Origin of the sequence: Aliirhizobium wenxiniae (assembly GCF_014201355.1) — a bacterium.
Lineage (GTDB): Bacteria > Pseudomonadota > Alphaproteobacteria > Rhizobiales > Rhizobiaceae > Neorhizobium > Neorhizobium wenxiniae.
The window spans coordinates 1-15,010 of sequence record NZ_JACHEG010000021.1 but is presented as its reverse complement, the minus strand read 5'-3'; the positions used below and the strand labels follow the sequence as shown (position 1 = coordinate 15,010).

General features: G+C 55.9%; 16 protein-coding genes. 13 read left to right on the top strand and 3 right to left on the bottom strand.

What is annotated here, in order from left to right:
- From HNQ72_RS30310 to HNQ72_RS30255, 12 genes are all read left to right on the top strand, one after another.
- Positions 1 to 292, top strand: a 292-nt coding sequence (locus tag HNQ72_RS30310; RefSeq protein WP_210319771.1) for an RHS repeat-associated core domain-containing protein, incomplete at its 5' end; no start/stop codon positions are given.
- Complete coding sequence (locus HNQ72_RS30305) at positions 289 to 1,182, top strand: RHS repeat-associated core domain-containing protein (RefSeq protein ID WP_183998363.1); 894 nt, start codon at positions 289 to 291, stop codon at positions 1,180 to 1,182. The genes HNQ72_RS30310 and HNQ72_RS30305, both read left to right, overlap by 4 nt.
- A 16-nt stretch (positions 1,183 to 1,198) precedes the next feature.
- Positions 1,199 to 1,735, top strand: a complete 537-nt coding sequence (locus tag HNQ72_RS30300) for a hypothetical protein (RefSeq protein ID WP_183998361.1) — start codon at positions 1,199 to 1,201, stop codon at positions 1,733 to 1,735.
- A 518-nt stretch (positions 1,736 to 2,253) separates the two neighbouring features.
- The gene (locus HNQ72_RS31045; RefSeq protein WP_183998359.1) at positions 2,254 to 2,967 is read left to right on the top strand and encodes a PilN domain-containing protein; all 714 of its coding nucleotides are present in this window, start codon (positions 2,254 to 2,256) and stop codon (positions 2,965 to 2,967) included.
- Positions 2,964 to 3,569 (top strand): type II secretion system protein GspM, encoded by a 606-nt coding sequence (gspM, locus tag HNQ72_RS30290; protein ID WP_183998357.1) that lies wholly within the window; start codon positions 2,964 to 2,966, stop codon positions 3,567 to 3,569. Before HNQ72_RS31045 ends, gspM begins: the two co-directional genes overlap by 4 nt.
- Positions 3,566 to 4,093, top strand: a complete 528-nt coding sequence (locus HNQ72_RS30285) for a type II secretion system protein N (RefSeq protein WP_183998355.1) — start codon at positions 3,566 to 3,568, stop codon at positions 4,091 to 4,093. Before gspM ends, HNQ72_RS30285 begins: the two co-directional genes overlap by 4 nt.
- Positions 4,090 to 4,914, top strand: a complete 825-nt coding sequence (locus tag HNQ72_RS30280) for a hypothetical protein (protein WP_183998353.1) — start codon at positions 4,090 to 4,092, stop codon at positions 4,912 to 4,914. The genes HNQ72_RS30285 and HNQ72_RS30280 overlap by 4 nt, the downstream gene beginning before the upstream one ends.
- Positions 4,911 to 6,524, top strand: a complete 1,614-nt coding sequence (locus HNQ72_RS30275; protein ID WP_183998351.1) for a GspE/PulE family protein — start codon at positions 4,911 to 4,913, stop codon at positions 6,522 to 6,524. Before HNQ72_RS30280 ends, HNQ72_RS30275 begins: the two co-directional genes overlap by 4 nt.
- Positions 6,524 to 7,729 (top strand): type II secretion system F family protein, encoded by a 1,206-nt coding sequence (locus tag HNQ72_RS30270; RefSeq protein WP_183998349.1) that lies wholly within the window; start codon positions 6,524 to 6,526, stop codon positions 7,727 to 7,729. The genes HNQ72_RS30275 and HNQ72_RS30270 overlap by 1 nt, the downstream gene beginning before the upstream one ends.
- Before the next feature lies 1 nt (position 7,730).
- Positions 7,731 to 8,198, top strand: coding sequence for a GspH/FimT family pseudopilin (locus HNQ72_RS30265; protein WP_280518303.1), 468 nt, complete (start codon positions 7,731 to 7,733; stop codon positions 8,196 to 8,198).
- Complete coding sequence (locus HNQ72_RS30260) at positions 8,195 to 8,542, top strand: type IV pilus modification PilV family protein (RefSeq protein WP_183998345.1); 348 nt, start codon at positions 8,195 to 8,197, stop codon at positions 8,540 to 8,542. The genes HNQ72_RS30265 and HNQ72_RS30260 overlap by 4 nt, the downstream gene beginning before the upstream one ends.
- A 23-nt stretch (positions 8,543 to 8,565) precedes the next feature.
- On the top strand, positions 8,566 to 9,162 hold the full coding sequence (locus HNQ72_RS30255; RefSeq protein WP_183998343.1) for a prepilin-type N-terminal cleavage/methylation domain-containing protein: 597 nt from the start codon (positions 8,566 to 8,568) through the stop codon (positions 9,160 to 9,162).
- Here the strand turns inward: HNQ72_RS30255 and gspG are convergent, their stop codons facing one another.
- The 3 genes from gspG to gspD are packed head-to-tail and all read right to left on the bottom strand — an operon-like array spanning position 9,163 to position 12,024.
- The gene (gene gspG, locus HNQ72_RS30250) at positions 9,163 to 9,615 is read right to left on the bottom strand and encodes a type II secretion system major pseudopilin GspG (protein WP_183998341.1); all 453 of its coding nucleotides are present in this window, start codon (positions 9,613 to 9,615) and stop codon (positions 9,163 to 9,165) included.
- Positions 9,615 to 10,115, bottom strand: a complete 501-nt coding sequence (locus HNQ72_RS30245) for a prepilin peptidase (RefSeq protein WP_183998339.1) — start codon at positions 10,113 to 10,115, stop codon at positions 9,615 to 9,617. Before HNQ72_RS30245 ends, gspG begins: the two co-directional genes overlap by 1 nt.
- Positions 10,093 to 12,024, bottom strand: a complete 1,932-nt coding sequence (gspD, locus tag HNQ72_RS30240; protein ID WP_308422392.1) for a type II secretion system secretin GspD — start codon at positions 12,022 to 12,024, stop codon at positions 10,093 to 10,095. The genes HNQ72_RS30245 and gspD overlap by 23 nt, the downstream gene beginning before the upstream one ends.
- A gap of 421 nt (positions 12,025 to 12,445) precedes the next feature.
- Here gspD and HNQ72_RS30235 point away from each other — a divergent pair.
- Positions 12,446 to 15,010 (top strand): FG-GAP repeat domain-containing protein (locus tag HNQ72_RS30235; protein WP_183998335.1); only part of this gene is annotated, 2,565 nt, incomplete at its 3' end.

Below are 15,010 nucleotides of genomic sequence, written 5' to 3'. Positions count from 1 at the left end.
TCTGTCGTCGGTCAGGACCGTCACCGACGAGGCAGGAGCAGAGACCGAGAAGACGGCTTACGTCTCCTATGGCGAGCCGACCAACCAGGCCATGGCGACGAAGAAGGGCTATATCGGCGAGCGCTTCGATGCTGAGACCGGCCTCATGTATCTCAATGCCAGATACTATGACCCAGCGTTTGGTAGGTTCGTTCCACAAGACGACGAGGCAGGAGGTCCCGAGCCAGAAGCAAACGGGGCCAGCTATACATCGCGGGCTGAACCGCAAGCGCAGCCGGGAGCCGTCCAATGACAGTGCGTTCTTCAATGCGCGGCACCGCCGCCTTCAGCAGAGCCATCACACGCTTCAAAATGCGGCAGACATCAGTGACGAATTCGATCAAGCGGGGGCTTGTCATGAAACTGTTCTCGAAGGGCCTGTGGGCTCGCATCATGAGCATGCTGCTCGTCTGCAGCATGGTGTCCGTCTCATTCGGATCGGCCGCAAACGCGCGCTTCATATCGCCCGACGACTGGGATCCCACGATGCCGGGCGTAGGAACTAACCGATATGCATATGCACAAAACGATCCGATAAACAAAAGCGATCCGAATGGACATGTCGCTGTTGTGGACGACATTGTCGGTTTGGGACTTGCAACTCTCGCTGTTGCCGCATTTTCCTACACATACAGCGATGCTTTGGACGATGGGAGATTGAACGGATCGGCAGGCCGCGGGCTAGGCGCGGCTATTCACGATTCGTTCAACGCATTGGCTAGCGGAATTTTCGGCCATGCAAAAGTTGAGGGTATTCCCACCGATGAACCGACCAAGGCTCCACCTAACCCGAATGGCGCAAAAGGAAAGCCGGATCATCAACAAAAGGTTAAAGAACTCGCCGAGCAGGCTCAAAAGGAGGCGCTGCCAGGGCAATCAGTTGTCACAGAAGGCAAAATCAGTGCTGGAGAATCAAACCGACGCCCTGACGTCCAAATCCAAGACGAAACAGGTGTCACGATATCGGTGAAAGAGGCAGAGCGAAATCCGAATGGTAAAAGGAACAAGGAACGAGAAGCCGAATACGATCGGCTTGGTATAAAAAACGAAACATACGGTGTAGGCAAAGGCGAGGGCAAAGGCAAAAGCGATGGCTCGGGAGGAGATGGAAAATCACAACCTGAAAGCTCGATGAAACGATGATTAGAGGAGTTTCTTGATGGCTGAGACTCAATTCGCACTTACTGAAAAGAAACTTCGTGTCGACCTGTCAACGGAGTTCGCGAGATCTCAAATCGCGATGGATGGAGGAAAAAACACTATCAGTGGCTCGATGCTAAGTCAGCAAGACTTCAGTAGGAAGCTCACTCAACTTTTTGTCAAAGACTCCGTCTTTTCAACTCACCCTTTTGTCTTTCGTTCACGTAACGAGGAAGATTCGAACTCTGACCTAGTCGTCGACCAATTTGCGGGAGATGGCCATTTGAAAATACTGATCATCCCAGTTAGATCAGCTGCAGAACCTTTTTTCAGAGTTAACATTTTTTATCAGAGTTTTTTTGTGCTCCCGAATGGGGAACATGTAGCTCCCTCGCTCGAACTCCAAGCATTTTACAAGCGCGCAGTGCGTTCCTTCTCGAAACGAACCTTAAATATTGAAGTTTTCAGCAAGCGATTTATTCGTATTGAAAAACCTCTACTAGAGACAGGTGAAGATATCATCGGAGCACTGAAGGTGTCCTTTCAGAAAAAATGATGTACATTCAACTTGGATCAGAATGCTGCGGTCACTTACGTCTCGTCATCTGGCCAAGAGCACGCATACAGTCATCGGTTCTCTGGCGCTCAAGAGGGTCACCAGCGTCCAGCATCTTATCGCGAACGTTAAAGATGTTAGCCTCCGCGTCTGACACAAGCTTTTTGACGTATTGAGTTGTGGATGAGCGCCTTCAACCAGCGCCAAATCCTCGAGCCTATGCCAATGTGACGCTCACAACCTTGAGTGCCTTTGCCTTGCAAAATGCTATCAATCAGCTACGTGACCTATTCGAGTGGTGGATCGCAGAAATCCGCTCTACATACCAGTCGATAACAAGCCTTCGACAGTCAGGGCGGCCGAGCTCACCTCGACTGCAAATCACAGTCGTGAAAATGAACAACTTTCCAGCCGGCTCAAGAAGCAGGACCGCGAACGAATTTCAGCTCATCTATTCTGGTCGTTTCCTATCTCTTCCAAGGTCAAACCGGTTTCTCCCATACAAACGTCACGCAGACGTGGCTAAAGCAGCTGCGCTGGAGAACACGCCATTTAAGCCCGACGCCGTCCATGTGATCCCGATCCAGATCAACGAGGTCCAGGTATCGGCGCTCGTGATCAAACGGTCGAATCTATCGATTTTTCTTACTGAAGCGCGTTATAGAAAAGTAAAACCCGAAGCTTTGGGAGTTCACCAAAACGGCTCGACAATCTGGTTGCCGCGCCTCGCACTTGAAGCGCTTGATCCCATCTTCAGCCATCTCAGGCGTCGCCGCCAATGGCTGGCTGCAGCACTTGCGGTATTGCTGATCGCCTGTGCAACCACCTATACCAACCTCTATTCCCGCTATTCTGCGGCAGAGGAACAGCTCACCGCCACCGTAGAAGCGCAGCGGGACGAGACTGTCAAGGTCCGCAAATTGCTCGATCAGCAACAGAAAAGCCTTGCCGCAGTTGAAGCTGCGCGCACCGGAAAGAACCAGGCCGTTCCGGTCGTCCGCATATGGGAGGAAGTCACCCGCACCATTCCCGACGATGCATGGATGACCGACCTAAGTTTCGACGGCGATACGATAACGTTGAGTGGTTACGCTGCACGCTCGTCCGGCCTGATCGGCGATATCGCATCCTCACCGACATTCAAGGATCCCAGTTTCGTCTCCGCCGTCGTGCGAGTGCCGGGACAGTCCGGTGAGCGTTTCGAGCTTCGAGCCAAGGTGAGCCAGCCGTGACCGAGCTCCTTATCACCCTGATGAACGCGCCACGCGCCATCCAACGAACTGTGGCGCTCACCCTCCTCGCTGTGGTGGTCGTTTTGATCTGTGTGCTGACTTCAACCCTCGTGTCAACTCTAACGGCGAAGACCGATCACATTGGCGAGTTGCGCAGCGAGTTGTTTCGCCTTGAGCAGATCATCGCCCGTAAGCCGGTGGCAGTGCCTGAAACGCCCGTACATCCTGAGCAACTGTTTGTCGAAGGCAGTAGTGTGTCCGTCATTCAGGCCGTGCTGCAAGAGCGTGTGACTGCGGTTGCAGCGAAAAGCGGCGCCACCATCACCTCGATGAGCGGCCTGTCACCGGCTCACCTCGATGGGGCCACGTATATCGGGCTGAGAATTGATTTCGAGGGTGATCTTCGTGGCGTGCACGAGACGATACGACAGCTGGAAACGTCCCAACCACCGTTGATCATACGCAAGGCGCTGATCCGGACGAATAACACATACTCAGAGGGTGGGCTGACGGAGCCGATCCGCCTTTCTTCACAGATCTCTATCTACGGCGCCGCAGATCCATCTAGTTCATTGGCAGGTGAGGGGGCTGTAACACGATGAGCCCACAATCGCGGCGACACTGGCAGAGGATGGGCGCAATCGGTCTCGCAATCGCGATTCTCGCGGTTTTCAACCTGGTGATGTCTCAAACCGAAATCGACCTGTCGCCGCTTCAGGGAAAGCTTCCGTCGAGACCGGCACCCAACTCGAAAACAGAAAAAACAGGACCCGAGATTGCTGACCTGTCGCTGGAGCAGTCCCTTGCCCGACCACTGTTTTCTCCGACGCGCCGTGATTATGTCGCTGAAGAAACCCCGATCGAACCGGTCGCGGAAGCGGTTGAGGAAGCATCAAAACAGCCGGTGACCTCTCCGCTCCAGCTGAGTTTGCGTGGCACGCGGACATTCAACGGCGTTCGGTCCGCTCTCGTTGCCCTTCCCGATCAGCAGGGAGACTGGGTTTCGGTCGGAGATGAGATCGACGGATGGACGATCGTAGAGGTTGGCACCGATCGCCTGGTGGTTGGTCGTGCTGGTGAGAAGGTGTCCGTCGCGCTCTATCCTGCCGCGGAGGCAAGTAATTGAGGCCGACGCACGCGAGAGCCGGAGAGCAGGGCTTTGCGCTGATTGCCGTCCTCGGCTTTCTGATGCTGCTGGCGATTTTTCTGACGCCCTTCGCAACGTCCGCGAGCCTGCACGCCCTTCTCAGCAACAACGAACTTCAGAACAAACGGCTTGAGCAGACGGCCGAAGCTATCAACCGCTATTCAAGTTGGCGTTTGTCGGCAGATCCAGACTGGAAAGGCCAGGCTGATCGCGGCGGGATCGATATGGTAGGGTGCCAGATCGCCGATACGGATATCCTTATGTCGGTCATTCCACATGCGCGACTGATCAATATCAATACGGCTGATACCTCCCTTCTCGCCGCCGGTTTGAACGATCTCGGTATTGATTTGAGCTCTGCCTCAGCACTGGCACGGGATCTCATTGCATACCGCTCGCCGCGGGGTGAGGAGGTGAGCGGTGAACAAATTCAGTCCGGCTTGAAGCGAGCGCCGTTCGAAGACATTTCCGAGTTGTATGATTTCCGGGATATTCAGGGCGTGCCGATGAATACGTTAGTGAGGAAATTTTCTCCCTGGGCTGGCCGTTCACTTGCTGCGAAAGCAGATGACGCGCCGCAACCCTCGTCATACTACACGATCTCCACCCGTATCGCCTCGCCAACATCCTCAGGCCAGGATGCTGCGGTGTTCATGGCAGGCGGATCCGCACAGCTTCCAGGGACACGGATTTCTCCAATCGTGCAGGATCTCGACGTTGGCACGCCTAAACGCGTGACAAGCTGTGAAGATCTGCTGGGCCCAAAGGCGGCAACAATTCTTCAGGAGGCGGGACTATGATGCAAGAACGCAGCGTTTCCGGCTTTCTGGCGTATCTGGTCGAGACGGGTCGGACCTCGGTCGAAGCCGCGAGCAGGGCGACGGCAATCGAACGGGAGAGCAATCAACCCATCGACATCATCCTGCGTGAGCTCGGTCTTCTCCAGGAAGTTGCGATCGCCACCGCGCTGGCAGACTATTTTCAGGTGTCGATGGCGCCGAAAATCGAGCCGGCAGATGCTAACGCCCCACTCGAAGCAATCGGCGTGGAGTTCGCCGCCGATAAGGCAATCGTTCCTCGCCCTGTCGAAGATGGCAGTCTCGTTTTCGCCATGGCCAATCCGCTTGACCACTTCACGCTTGATGCTGTCGATTATTTCTTCGAGCAGCCTTTCCGTCTCGAGGTGGTCACCAGGAGCGCCATCGAGGACTATTTCAGGTCACGGTCGAGCGATACAGGTTCCTCTCAAGAAATCGACGATATTGGAGTTACGGATGTCGATCTGCAGCGCCTGCAGGACATTGCAAGAGATGCGCCGGTCGTCAAACTTGTGTCCCGCATTATCCAACGATCCGTCGATGAGAAAGCGACCGACATTCATGTCGAGCCTGGATCAGAGGTGATGCATATCCGCTTTCGGCGTGACGGCATTCTGACGGCCGTTGAGAGTGTGCCACTCTCCCTTCATGCCGGTGTGATCAGCCGCCTCAAGATCCTTGCGCGCCTGAACATTGCCGAACGGCGCCTGCCTCAGGATGGCCGCGTGCGCTTGCCTGTGCGTGGCCAGGATATCGACTTCCGCCTGTCAGTCGTACCCACCATCCATGGTGAGACCGTCGTCCTGCGTATCCTCGATCGCGAGACGATACGGCTTGATCTGGGATCACTGGGATATGACCAGTCATCGTCGGACCTCATCCGCGATATCGTCCGTCGACCGAATGGTATGGTTCTCGTGACCGGCCCGACAGGCTCGGGAAAGACGACCACGCTCTATTCGATTCTGGCAGAGCTCAACAGCCCGGAGGTAAAGATCTTCACAGTCGAAGATCCTGTTGAATACAGGTTGGCGGGCATTACCCAGGTGCAGATCGATCCTTCGATCGGCCTGACCTTTGCGTCGACCCTGCGGTCCGTGCTGCGCCAGGATCCTGACATCATTCTGGTTGGCGAGATCCGCGATCGCGAAACCGCAGAGATCGCCGTCCAGGCGGCACTCACCGGCCATCTTGTGCTCTCAACCCTTCACACGAACAGTGCTGTAGGCTGTTTCAGCCGTCTGCGCGACATGGGAGTCGAGCCATTTCTTCTGGAAGCGACAGTGCGCGGTGTAATTGGCCAGCGACTTGTGCGTCGCTGCTGTGATGAATGCCGCGGTCTGGACAACAAGTTCGGGTGTGCTGCCTGCGGCGGTACAGGCTTCAAGGGACGGCAAGCCGCGTTCGAGATCCTGACGATGTCTCAACCCGTCAGGGCCGCTGTGGCGGCGAAAGCCGGAACCCAGGAGCTTGAGGCTCTGGCAAAACATGGAGGAATGATCCCTCTCGCAGATCATGCACGTCATCTTGCCGAGCGCGGTGTCACCACCATGGCTGAAGCAATACGTGTGGTGGAGCTTGAGGCCCGCTGATGCCAGACTTTGCCTATGTCGCATTCTCCAAGGATGGCCGAAAAACGAAGGGCAAGGTTGATGCCGGTAGTCTCACTGACGCCCGGCGACAACTAAGGGCTTTGGGGCTTTCCGTCATCGAGCTCGAGGCGGCCAGCGAGCGTGCCACAGTTTCGCGCGGTGACATCTTGGGCGTGTTTTCCGCAAAACTTGACTACGCCCGCCTGTTTTCCGATCTGACGGTTCTTCTCAATGCCGGGCTTGGCATCGATCAGGCAACGCGCGCCGTTCGAGACGCGAGCCATGGGCGAACGCGTGTGGCCCTTCAGGCGCTTTTCGATCAACTGACGTCCGGCATGTCGCCTTCGGCAGCCTTCGCCAGAATGCCGGCCATTCCACAGGACGCCCTGGCGTTGATCGTCAGCGGCGAGAAGGTCGCGCGACTGCCGCAGGTCATGGCCCTTATCGGTGAGGAACTGATCCGACGTCAAAATCAGAAGAAAGAACTGATCGATGCGCTGATCTATCCTGCCTTCCTGCTGGTGATGATGATCTTTGCGATCGGCGTGCTCAGCTTCGTGCTCGTGCCAAGCCTGCAGCCGATCTTCGAAAGCTCCGGGCGAGAGACGCCGATCGTTCTTGGGATCCTGTCCGGTCTACGGGACCTTCTAATCCATCCGGCGGTCGTCGTGAGTTGTCTTGCGTTTGTTTCCATCAGTCTGGCGGTCACACTCCTGAGACCGGCGCAAATGAAATTTTTGATCGGATCAATCTTTCTAAAACTTCCACTGTTCGGCAACGTCATATCGAGGATCGCGCTGGCCCGATATCTTCAGAACCTTGCGCTCCTTATCGAAAACTCTGTGGCACTTCCCGATGCCCTGAAAACGACCGCGGACGGCTGCGCGATACCGTCTTATCGCGGAAAACTTCATTCTGTTCGCGATCAGGTACTGTCCGGCAAGACAGTCCATGATGCGTTCACCTCGATTGACCTGATGCCCGCCAGCATCCTGTCGCTGATTGCGATCGGTGACGAGGTTAACCGGCTCGGGCCTGTCCTTGCTGGCGCGTCAAATGCCATGCAGCTCGATGCTCAAAGGACGTTGCAGCGGGCGACGACACTTCTGACACCCATCATTACGATCGTGCTGGGCGCCCTGGTTGGCAGCCTCGTTATTTCCGTCATGTCCGCTCTGCTCAGCATCAACGAGTTGAGCCTGTGACATGGAACACTGCGGCCGCCAGGAAGATGGGTTTGGAATGATCGAGATGCTGGTCGTGCTGGCAATCGTCGGCATCATGTTTTCCATCGCGCTGCCCAGTTTAAGGCCACACCGCTCGGAAACTCCCATTCAAATGGCGCAAAAGGTGTTCTCGCTTGCGCAGGAAACCCGCCTCGCGGCGATCAAGAGCAACGAGGCCCGCAGCATTTCAGTCTCGGTCCAGGACCGGTCCATAGTGTCTCAGGCGCGGGAAAAACCGGTCGAAGTGCCAAAGGAACTGGAGTTCGTGGTGACCTTCGGTCGAGGGAATGAGGAGGCAACCGAGAACGCGAAGATCACCTTCTTCCCGACCGGAGGATCGACAGGCGGCCGGATCACTTTCAGACAAAACGGGGCCGACAAAGCGACAGTAGCATTCAATTGGCTGACCGGCGCAATCAGCCTGGACCAGGCGTCGTCCCCGAAATGACGGATCGCGAGCAGGGCTTCACGCTGATCGAGACGCTGATTGCTTTCCTGATCTTGTCACTCGGACTGATGATCTCGACGCAGACGGTCGCGCTCGCGACAAAGAGCCTGGCACGGGCGAAGGAAGACAGGAGTATTCTTGCAACACTGGCAAGGATCGATGAGGATCTGACTTTCCGAAACTCAGGATCATTTCCACGCCGTGGTGCGGAGGGCGATATCCGCTGGGATATCCGCAAAGAAGCGGTTGCTGAAGATGAAGGGGCTGGCTTCATTGTGATCCGCATCACGTCTCCTACAAACCGGAAGTTCAGCTTCGTTCGCTTTCTGGTGAGCGAACGATGACATCGCGTAGGGACCATGTCGGAATGACTGAAGATCTGGAGAGCCAGGATGGCTTTTCCCTGATCGAAGTCTTGGTGACGTTCTGCGTGGTGGCGCTATTGGCAGGTGCGATATACGGAGGGCTTTCGCATCTTGCGAGAATGCGAACGATTACCCACGTCATCTCCGCCGAACAGGAGCTCGATGCCTCTCTGAACTATTTGGAAGACCTCATCTCGCATAGCCAGAATCTGCCGTTGATGGATCAACGCGGTGCACGCGCATCGCTGATCGGCGACGCAAAGGCGCTGCGTCTCGTGGTGCAGGCGCGTACGGCAAGCGACCGTTTTGTTTTACGCGAGGTCGATTTATCGCTGCACGAAGATGCCGGCTCAAAGTCATTGAGCGAGCGTCACAGTGCGAGGCGCTCCTCCGGAGCGCAGCACGAGGGCGAATTTGTTGTCATTGCCGATGTAGCCACGTTTGAGATCTCCTATCTCGCGAATGCCGACGGCAATCAGACTAAATGGCAGGAGCGTTGGGATGGTGACGGGCGTCCGCGTGCGATTGCCATCAAACTGGAGATTGCACGCAATAGCCGCACATTGTCCGGGGAGCGCGCCATATTCTTCACGCATTGATTATTTGCTGACGATATCGGCACTCGATCCGGACCCGCCTGGCTTCTTGTCCTTTCCGAGCGAAATGATCTCGAACGCTTTGCTCTGCCCCGGGCTTTTGTACTGATATGGAGTTCCCCACGGATCAAGCATGGCGCCACTGTCTTTGATATACGGGCCGTTCCAGTTCGCGGTGTTGTCTGGATTTTTCACGAGCGCCGCCAAGCCCTGATCGGAGGTTGGGTATGTTCCGGCATCAAGATAATAGAACTCGAGCGCATTCCCGAAATTATTGATCTGGGCCGTCGCGGTGTCTACCTTTGCCCTGTCGAGATAGCCCAGCACCTGCGGTGTGGCGATTGCTGCGATGAGACCGATAATAGCAAGCACGACCAGCAGTTCAACGAGGCTGAAACCTTCATTAGAACCGACTGAACGGTAGGGGCCGGAAATTGTCTGAGGATTCGACTGCATCACGAAAGTCCTAAAAGCGAGATGATGTGGTGTTGATAAGCCCAGGTCACGACAAGTGAGCATGCGAGGAAGGGGCCGAAAGGTATTCGCCGATGTAATCTGGCTCGGCTGCCGACAGTGGTGATCGCAAAAACAAGCGCCAGAAAAGATGCGCTGAACAAGAAGGCGGGAAATACAGCGAACGGTAGCCAGATCGCCGCGACGCCTATCAGCTTGACGTCACCCATTCCCAGCCCGATTCGCCCTGTTGCCCGAGAATGAATGCGCCGTAAGAGCCAGACGAACCCAAACACTGCTGCGCCCGTCAGACACGCGACCCCGGTTGCGATAACACCCTCTGGGGCCCAGAAGGCAATACCGCCTGTGAGTAGAGCGAGATTGATAGCATCTGGAATGATCATGTATCGAAAATCGATATAGATGATTACCGCGGTGCATACCAAAAGCTCAGCGGCTAGCAATGGCATCAGCCACGGATCAAAAGGCGAGACGTTTGGCATCTTGGTCGAGCTTTGTGGATCCGCCGCGCCTCTTCTTGATGTCGGAGCTGAAATCCAGTTGCCGACGAAACTCGTCGGTCACATCTCTAGCTTCTCTGACGTTGCGGACGATCCGCGGTTTGATGAAGATGATCAGTTCGGTCTTTTTGATCTGGTCGGTCTTGTTTTTGAAGGCATTGCCGATGACAGGGATGTCGCCGAGGATCGGGACCTGGGATCTGACAAGATTGTTGCGCTGTTGGATGAGGCCGCCGAGCGCAACGCTTTCGTTGTCGCTGACCACCACACGGGTGGAAACCTTTCGCTGCTGAATGGTCGGGGAGTCGATGCCTGACGATGTGGTCTTCACGACATCGGAAACTTCCTGCTGGATATCCAGCATGACTTTTCCAGACGCGTTGATCCGGGGAACAACGGTGAGGATCACGCCGGTGTCCTTCATCTCGACCGAATTGATGACGGGAGAATTGCTGCCGTCCGTGCTCTGCGACTGGCGGCTGACGATCGGAACCTGATCGCCGATCTGTAGCACGGCTTTTTGATTGTTTAGCGCCATCAGTGTCGGCGACGACACGACATTGACGTTGGTGATGCTCGACAGCGCATTCAGCGTGACCCGCATATCGCTCGTCGCATAACTCCACCCCAGACCCGGGAAGGATTTCCCTGTTCCGCCGCTCTCAAGATCGGAGAAGCCGACGGAGAAGTTGCCATTCTCGAAGAACCAGCGAAGGCCGAATTTGAGTTCGTCGTTCAAGGTTACTTCGGCAATCACAGCCTCAAGCATCACCTGTGTTGGAAGAATATCCAACTGACGTAGCAGTTGCTCGACGCGCTCGTATTCACGGGCTGTCGTCGAGATTAGAAGCGCGTTGTTTTCTACATCGGCTACCACCGAAGTTTTAGTCGACTTTGAACTGAAGGGATCAGATCTACCGGAGCTCGCAACTCCTGGCTCGGTGGTGTCGCTCGACACGGTCGTGGCTTGAAGATCGGGAGCGATACCGGCCTCGTCGGATTGCCCAGCCCCCTCCCGGCTCTTGAGCACCGACTGCAACACCTGTGCGAGTTCCTTGGCCGGCCGGTTCTGAATGTTGTAGACGAACAGCCGTTCCTCGTTCGTTGAAGCCAGCCTGTCCAGTTGCCGGATCCACGCTGTCGCCCTGTCAAGATATTGTGGCCGCGAGGTGATGATGAGCACCGCATTCAGTCGCTCGTTCGGCACGAACTTGACCATCCCGGCACCCGCGCCTCCATCTGCGGCAAAAATCGATTCCAGTTCCTTTGCGACAGACGTTGCCTGCGATGCTTTTAAGGGATGGAGCGCAACCGACATGCCCTTCATCCAATCGACGTCGAAGACCTGGATTGCGCTGCGCATGGAACCAAGATCGTCGTTTGTGCCGGCAATTGTCAGGATGTTGCGCGTGGCATCAGTACGGATAATCGATCCCTGACGGCTGATCGGCTCGAGGATATTTTTCATTTCGGATGCGGAAACGTATTTGAGCTCTACCGCCTGGATTTTGATACCGGGTCCGTTCAGCGCGCGGCTGGATGTAAGCTCTGGCGTTGAGGTGAAGGCTTCCGACGCCGGGACGACCTGGTAGCTGCCATTGCGTTTCGTAATGACGGCGCCGTTCATGCCGAGAGCTGCCTCAAAGATATCGATTAATGCATCCTTCGAGACGGGTGTGGTTGTTTGCAGCGTGACCTTGCCGCTGATCCTGGGATCCACGGTGTAGTTCAGGCCGAGAGCGTCGCCGAGCACGCTTTTAGCCGCAACCGGGATCGGTGCGTCGACGAGGTTCAGGCTGAAACCTTCCCCACCTTTGGACGTCGTCCCGGTCGCAATCGGTGGAGCTCCAACAAACGAGCCGGTACCGCGTTGCGACACCCCCTGAAACACGGATGTGTCAGATGAGGAGGATGCATACGAATGCGTCGAAGCGTGCGACACCGGCAATGGTTTCCCATTGGCGTCAAGCTCGTTCAGCTTCGTTGTGAATACGTCGTCCAGTGCATCGGTGGATGTGCATCCTGCGAGGCAGACAGTCGCCAATAAAGAAAGTGAGAATAAGAAGCGCATGATGCAATCCAGATCAGTTACGCTGGATAGTCTCAGAATGGGTGGGTTGCTGCATCACGTAAGCGATCACCAATACGCCACTGTCCACAGCTTTCAAAATTATGAGTTGCATAAATGTGACTCAGTGCCATCTTCACTCGCCGGGTTGAAATTCTCATAAAATTTCTCTTGCGGTTGTGTCGATCGCGGGTGTTGGATCTGACTGTTTTTATTGACGTTTCGATTCGCTTCGAGGGGGCTCATGCGTTTCTTTTCTGTGCGTTTTGCGGCTTTGGCTGCCACGGTATCGCTTTGCTTTTTTTCCGGATCCGACCCGTATTTCGTGGGTGCCGTGCATGCGGCCGAACAAGGGCTCGGTTCAACCAATGCTGGTTCATCCGGGCTCGGCAGTGGCGCATCGGGACGAGGGCTTGGCCTGGCTGGCTCAGCAACGGATCGTGTAAGCTCCGAAGAAGTGACACCGACAGATAACCGTGCGGTCGACCTGACGGTAGGGATCGGCAATGCGACGCGCAAGGATGGCGAAGCCAAAGACCCAAGTGGGTCAGGATCCGGTAGTTCACTCGGCAAGACCGATGAGATATTTGGGTCTGGTGAGACGGTTGGTGACGATAGCGATCGGGCCGGCAAGGAAGATGCTGAGCCCGCACCAGCGGCGCGGGCAGCGATCGCGACCGCGGCAACCGTGACCGATACAAGCGCATCAGTACAAGATAATGCTCCGGGGAAACCATCGATCCCGGAGATCACCGGGAACGGGTTCTTCACTCAGAAGATTGCCGTTGATGTTCCGGACTTCCGCGGGTTGGAGCCGAAACTGACCCTCAGCTACAGCTCTGCCCGCAAGACAAGGCTTGGTGGCCTCTATCAGGGATGGGCCGGTTACGCCTGGGGCATGGACGGTCTCGATGTCATCGAACGCGCCACACCCGGATACGGCGTTCCAGCTTATGACACCGGTGACATCTACCTTCTCAATGGCGAGGAACTGGTTGCCTGCACCACCGGCATGGTGGCGGGATCCTGCCTTGCCGGCGGCACGCATGTGACGGAAGTCGAGAACTTCAAACGGGTCGTGTTCGACAGTGCCGCCAACAGCTGGACGGTAACCGATCGCGACGGCACGCGTTCGGTGTTCAAGTCGGTGATGGAACTGACCGGTTCCACACCTGCAGCCGACAGCACCGACTACAAGCTTCAGCATGACGGCCGCTACCTGCTGGCGCAGGTGATCGACACCAACAACAATACGGTCTCTTATGCCTATACCTGCCCGCAGAGCCCGGTCTGCTATCCGAGCAAGGTGACCTATGGCGGTGGGGCGAGCATCAACTTCTATTACGAGATCCGTCCCGACTGGCAGATCATGGCCAATGGTCTGAGCCTGTCCACCACGCGCTACCGCCTGATCACCATCGGTGTGAGTGCCGGGGGCTCGCTGCGCAGTGCCTACAAGATGACCTACGATCAGGCACCGATCTCCAACGTCTCGCGGCTTACCAAGGTTGAGCAGTTCGGCAAGGGCTCGACGATCACCTCCGGTGTCGTCACCGGCGCAAACGTGCGCACAATCCGCCAGATGACATACGACAATGCGACGATGACGTATAAGTCGGTACTTTCCGGGGGAAGGTCAGGGGAAGTTGTCGATCTAAATTCTGACGGGCGAGACGAGGCCATTCAAAGCTTTGGCGCGTCCTCATTGCGCGTCATCAGCTTCGATGATGAGGGAAATATTGCCTTTAATAAGCTGACCACGAGGACAGACGACGGCAGTGCCACCTTGCCGAGTTCCGAGCGCACAATACAGATAGGTCGATTTGTCTCTGGCAGACCGTACCGAGATATCGCCATTGCAGAACAACGTTACAAAGTGGGAACAACATCTGATGGCGAACAGGTTATACTCGGCCATTCTCGGTCGAAGGGCGTATGGGCGATTCAACCCGACTTTTCGGCGGTGTTTTCGGCCTGTGCTGAACCTTACACATCAGTTTGTGACGCGTTGGCTTACCCATGGTATTTGCGTGAAGAGAGACCAGGAGAACTCTCGCCTCACCGACAGAGAACGGTACTCGACCACGATGGCGATGGATCCGACACTGTCCTCGATGTCAAGGCAGAGGTGCTTGGGACGGCAGACGTATTTGGCAACGGCCGCCAAGGCGCCATTCTTGACGGCGGGCGGCTGCGGTGGTTCGCAGGCAGCGCATGGCACGAAGCGAAGCGGGATGTTCCGTGCGGAAGCAATTTACGGACCCGAGAAGACGTTGTAAATAACTGCGTGTTCGGGGACGTAAACGGCGACGGACTGACGGACGTCCTGTCTTCTTTCACTAACGGGAAAAATGCTCGGATCTGGCTGGCGACTGGACGTGGTTTCGTCAGTAGCAGTCCGTCAATAAAGCTCGATTGGTATCCATTCCTTCGTGATCTTGACAATGACGGTCGCATGGAAGTCTTGATCAAAGGAGACAAAAATGACCCGTACTATTGGAACGAGGGCGACAAGGTCGAGGATCGCTACAACACGATGCTCGCATGGTCGTTCCGAGCTGATGCGGCTGGAGGGAGACTAGTCAATGAACCCTCTTTTAGCTTGTATGGCAATCGCTACTCCGGTGATTTCAACGGCGATGGTCTGCCCGATTTTGTTGCGAGCGCAGGTGCAAAGTGGATTTCGCAGTCTGGTTCCGGCAACCCGAACCTTTTGCGGAGTGTGACGCTGCAGACGGGCGGTGTGGTGTCGGTTGACTATACGCCGTCAACACGGTGGACGAACACGTTCATGCCGCAGGTCCTGCAT

Bases quoted from the DNA above. Each gene is read 5' to 3' on its own strand.
- HNQ72_RS30305 (WP_183998363.1), top strand. From the start codon at position 289: ATGACAGTGCGTTCTTCAATGCGCGGCACCGCCGCCTTCAGCAGAGCC.
- HNQ72_RS30300 (WP_183998361.1), top strand. From the start codon at position 1,199: ATGGCTGAGACTCAATTCGCACTTACTGAAAAGAAACTTCGTGTCGAC.
- HNQ72_RS30285 (WP_183998355.1), top strand. From the start codon at position 3,566: ATGAGCCCACAATCGCGGCGACACTGGCAGAGGATGGGCGCAATCGGT.
- HNQ72_RS30275 (WP_183998351.1), top strand. From the start codon at position 4,911: ATGATGCAAGAACGCAGCGTTTCCGGCTTTCTGGCGTATCTGGTCGAG.
- HNQ72_RS30270 (WP_183998349.1), top strand. From the start codon at position 6,524: ATGCCAGACTTTGCCTATGTCGCATTCTCCAAGGATGGCCGAAAAACG.
- HNQ72_RS30265 (WP_280518303.1), top strand. From the start codon at position 7,731: ATGGAACACTGCGGCCGCCAGGAAGATGGGTTTGGAATGATCGAGATG.
- HNQ72_RS30260 (WP_183998345.1), top strand. From the start codon at position 8,195: ATGACGGATCGCGAGCAGGGCTTCACGCTGATCGAGACGCTGATTGCT.
- HNQ72_RS30255 (WP_183998343.1), top strand. From the start codon at position 8,566: ATGACTGAAGATCTGGAGAGCCAGGATGGCTTTTCCCTGATCGAAGTC.
- gspG (WP_183998341.1), bottom strand. From the start codon at position 9,615: ATGCAGTCGAATCCTCAGACAATTTCCGGCCCCTACCGTTCAGTCGGT.
- HNQ72_RS30245 (WP_183998339.1), bottom strand. From the start codon at position 10,115: ATGCCAAACGTCTCGCCTTTTGATCCGTGGCTGATGCCATTGCTAGCC.